This is a genomic window from Methanofollis sp., assembly GCF_028702905.1.
Lineage (GTDB): Archaea > Halobacteriota > Methanomicrobia > Methanomicrobiales > Methanofollaceae > Methanofollis.
In genome coordinates this window covers 1-3,969 of sequence record NZ_JAQVNX010000146.1, presented here as the reverse complement: position 1 = coordinate 3,969, position 3,969 = coordinate 1, and the positions used below count along the sequence as shown (strand labels likewise).

General features: G+C 63.9%; 3 protein-coding genes and 1 tRNA gene. 2 read left to right on the top strand and 2 right to left on the bottom strand.

All coding sequences use genetic code 11. The features are described 5' to 3' along the window. A partial coding sequence (gene purF / locus PHP59_RS11730; protein WP_300167211.1) for an amidophosphoribosyltransferase occupies nucleotides 1-1,367 on the top strand: 1,367 nt, incomplete at its 5' end. Between the two features lie 336 nt (nucleotides 1,368-1,703). Here purF and PHP59_RS11725 read toward each other — a convergent pair. Together PHP59_RS11725 and PHP59_RS11720 are read right to left on the bottom strand one after the other, a co-directional pair. Continuing rightward, nucleotides 1,704-1,778, bottom strand: a tRNA-Met gene (locus PHP59_RS11725). Nucleotides 1,779-1,983: 205 nt separating this feature from the next. Next, nucleotides 1,984-2,331, bottom strand: a complete 348-nt coding sequence (locus tag PHP59_RS11720) for a 4a-hydroxytetrahydrobiopterin dehydratase (protein WP_300167209.1) — start codon at nucleotides 2,329-2,331, stop codon at nucleotides 1,984-1,986. A gap of 53 nt (nucleotides 2,332-2,384) precedes the next feature. On the opposite strand from PHP59_RS11720, the gene PHP59_RS11715 reads away from it, so the two are divergent. Beyond that, a partial coding sequence (locus PHP59_RS11715) for a DEAD/DEAH box helicase (protein WP_300167207.1) occupies nucleotides 2,385-3,969 on the top strand: 1,585 nt, incomplete at its 3' end.

Here is a 3,969-nt window from a genome sequence, read left to right as displayed (position 1 = left end):
CGCTATACTATGCCCTGTACGCTCTCCAGCACCGCGGGCAGGAGAGCGCGGGGATGTCCACTTTTGACCACCGGCCCTATGTCCACAAGGGCAAAGGGCTTGTGGCCGAGGTATTTGATGAGCAGATCCTCCAGAAGCTCAAGGGAAACGTTGGTATCGGGCATGTCCGGTATCCGACGACCGGCGCAAACCTGCCGGAGAACATCCAGCCATTCAATTTTGTCTGTAGAGATCATACGCTCTCCCTTGCCCACAACGGCAACCTCGTAAACACCGATGCCCTGCGGTCCGCCTATGAACAGGACGGGCAGATCTTCTGCACAAGCACCGATTCCGAGGTGATCGCGACGATCCTTGCCCACGAGCTCCGCGACTCGGGCTCTGTCGAGGACGCCGTCGGCGTGGCGATGCGGAAGTTGCGGGGGTCGTACTCGGTCGTGCTGATGCTCGACGAGACGCTGTACGCCTTCCGCGACCCTCTCGGGATCAAGCCCCTCTGCATTGGGCGCACCGAGACCGGATATATCGTGGCCTCGGAGAGCGTTGCGATCGACGCCCTGAACGGCACCCTGCTCAGGGACGTGCGGCCCGGCGAACTGATCACGGTCACGGAGAACGGGATCCGGTCTGTCCAGATCGCGACGTCTGATAGGCGTGCCCACTGCATGTTCGAGTATGTCTATTTCGCGCGGGCAGACTCGGTCATCGACGGCACCCTTGTCTATGACGCCCGCCGGAAGATCGGTGAGGTCCTCGCACTCGGTGCACCTGTCGATGCCGACATGGTTGCTCCGGTGCCTGATTCGGGGACGGCATACGCGATTGGCTACTCGACTGCATCGGGCGCTCCGTACCTGGAGGGCCTGATGAAGAACCGCTATATGGGCCGGACATTCATCATGCCGAACCAGCGGAAGCGGGAGAACGCCGTGCGCATCAAACTGAACCCGATCAAAAAGCACCTTGAGGGCAAGTCTGTCGTGCTCATCGACGACTCGGTGGTGCGGGGCACGACCTCACGGCGGATCATCGACATCGTCAGGGACGCCGGGGCAAAGGAGGTCCATCTCAGGGTCGGTTCGCCGCCGATCATCGCACCCTGTTATCTCGGGGTCGATTTCCCGACACGGACCGAACTCATTGCAAATGAGCGAACTACCGACGAGGTGCGCGTCCTCATCCATGCCGACTCCCTCTATCATGTCCCTCTGGACAGAATGGTGGAGGCGATCGGCATCGACATCGGCAACCTCTGCACCGCCTGCCTCACCGGGAAGTACCCGGTCGAGGTCTGCGGGGAGTGCTGCGACTGCCGGTGCATTGAGTTTGAGAAAGGGAGCGTCCAGACGCGTCTGGATCTGGACTGATACCTTTTCTTCTTTCTCTGTTCTCCCAATCGGTGTCGTACTTGTAGCAGGAGTTTCTGCCCCTCTCGAAAGCCCTGGGGGCCCCGGTCCCCCTGCGATGGACCCCGGAGGTCTCTCCTCTTCTGGATTGAATGTTTCGGGCAGAAGAAGCTCTGATCCTCTTTCCTGTCATCCCGTGCCTATCCCGGGGCGGGGTTGCTCGTGGCGGTCGCCAGTATCTCAGGCACATCTCCGAGCTGCCCGCAGGCGAAATATGCTCGTTTTATGTTGCCCTGGGGCTGCACGGTGTTGTCGTGGGGAAAAAACGCTCTGCGCTTTGAAAAAGTGTCAGAATAGTAGCGAGGGATGGATTTGAACCATCGGTCTACGGGTTATGAGCCCGTCGGGATTTCCTGACTACCCTACCTCGCTCCGGTATATTAACAAGGTTGTCCCAGCGTATATAGTTTCCCTCGCAGCAGGGGATAGATTAATGTACTGCCCTTTCTCTCCCTCCCGTGGACGGTGAAACCGAAGCGGTCGGGTAAAGAAGCGCGAGGGTTGCCGCCCTGAAAGAGGGCGTGCTCACCTTTGACATTGCCCTATTTTCCCGTGCGCCGGTGAGAAAGTGTTTGGATTATCTGAATAACCCTTTCGGCCCTGTCCTCTCCCCCAGTTGTGCGGCAAGGACGAAGTCTGTCCGTGTCAACCCGCCTGATGAGTGGGTGTACCAGGAGACCTCCACCTCGTGGTATTTCCTGAGACAGATGTCCGGGTAGTGGCTGGCGCTTTCCGATCCAAGGGCGATGACCTCGTTGATGAAGGTGCACGCCTCCCCGACGGACCTGAAGACGAACCTCCGTCTCAACCGTCCGTTCTCCAGGCACCACCCCGGCACGTCGGGGAGGAGGGCCAGCATCTCCCTTCTGGTGAGCGGCGCTGCACCGGGCACGATGGGCCGTGCCGACTCCTTGCTGAGAGGCATGGTAGTGCCTCTCTGTCCTCATATATGATGGTTTGCTCTCCGGCGATGAAAACTTGTTATGGACGAAGACCGCACTTTTCTCCATGTCGGCCGTCTTCTCCTCCCTCCATCCCACTCTTCAGGGCATTATTGCCGGCCGCCTCGGCTGGGACGACCTGCGCCCGGTGCAGGAGGCGGCCTGCCAGGCCGCCGCCGACGGCCGCGACCTCCTTGTCGTCGCCGGCACGGCCGGGGGCAAGACCGAGGCAGCGCTCATCCCGGTGATCGATGCCGTCCTGAAGGGCGGTCTTGCCGGCGTCGCCTGCCTCTGCCTCTCCCCCCTGAAGGCCCTGATCAACGACCAGGAGGAGAGGATGCTGGAGATATGCACCCCTGCCGGTCTCTCGGTCGCAAAGTGGCACGGCGACGTCGGAAAGGGCGAACGCTCCTGGTCGGGCGGCGACCCGCCCCACATTCTCCTCACGACGCCCGAGTCCCTGGAGGTGATCCTCCTCGACCGCTCTCTCAGGCCCGACCTTGCGCACCTCAGGTTCGTCGTCGTCGACGAGGTCCACGCCTTTGCCGCCGACCTGCGCGGCGTCCAGATCCGGTGTCTCCTCGACCGTCTCGACCGTCTCGCCGGCCGGCCCCTCCAGAGGATCGGCCTCTCGGCCACGGTCGGCAACCCCGGCGAGATCCTTGCCTGGCTCTCCGGTCCCGGCCGCGAGGCCGGCCTTGTCGCCTCTCCGGTCAGGCCCGGGAAGAAGCAGTTCTCCTTCTCCCTTGCCGTGGGGAAGGAGGAGCAGGCCGCCGCCGTCGCCGGCCTGGTCGCCGGCAAACGGGCCCTCGTCTTTGTGCGGAGTCGGAGCGAGGCCGAAGGACTTGCCACCGCCCTCAAAGGGAGGGTCGATCGCCTCTCCGTCCACCACTCGTCCCTCTCTGCTGCGGTGCGCCGGGAGGCCGAGGACTCCCTCTCCGTCCCCTCCTCCTGCGTCATCTGCACGAGCACCCTGGAACTCGGCATCGACATCGGCGGCCTCGACCTTGTCGTGCAGGTCGGCCCCCCGGCCTCCGTCTCCTCCTTCCTTCAGCGCCTCGGCCGCACAGGCAGGCGCGGCGGGGCCGCGCGGATGGCCTTTGTCCTCGGGTCGGACCTCGACCTCCTCCTGGCGGCCGGCGCGATCGAAGCGGCGGCGCGGCGTGAGGTCGAACCCCTCAGACCACCCTCCCTCCCGTACACGGTCTTTGTCCAGCAACTTTTCCTCGCCCTCATCGGTGCGGGACGTCTCCCGCGCCGCTCCCTCCTTTCCTCCCTTCTCTCGTCTCCGGTCCTTGCCGGCATCGGGCCCGACGACGCCGGGGCTATCGTCGACCACCTCCTCGCCACCACCCACCTTGCCGCCGACGGCCCCTTCCTGATGCCCGGCCCCGCGGCAGAGCGTGACTTCTCCCGGTCCCACTGGTCGGCCCTCCTCTCTGTCTTTTCCACAGGCGCCGCGTTCCGGGCCCTCACACCGGAAGGCGAGGAGGTTGGCGACCTCGACGCGCGGTTCGTCGCCGGGGGAGTCGGGACAGTCTGCACCCTGGGCGGGCGGCGGTGGCGGATCATCGCCCTCGACCCCGGCCACCGCATCGCCACCGTCGTCGGTGAGGGCGGGG

Coding starts and splice junctions, on each gene's coding strand:
- PHP59_RS11720 (WP_300167209.1), bottom strand. CDS start 2,331: ATGCCTCTCAGCAAGGAGTCGGCACGGCCCATCGTGCCCGGTGCAGCG.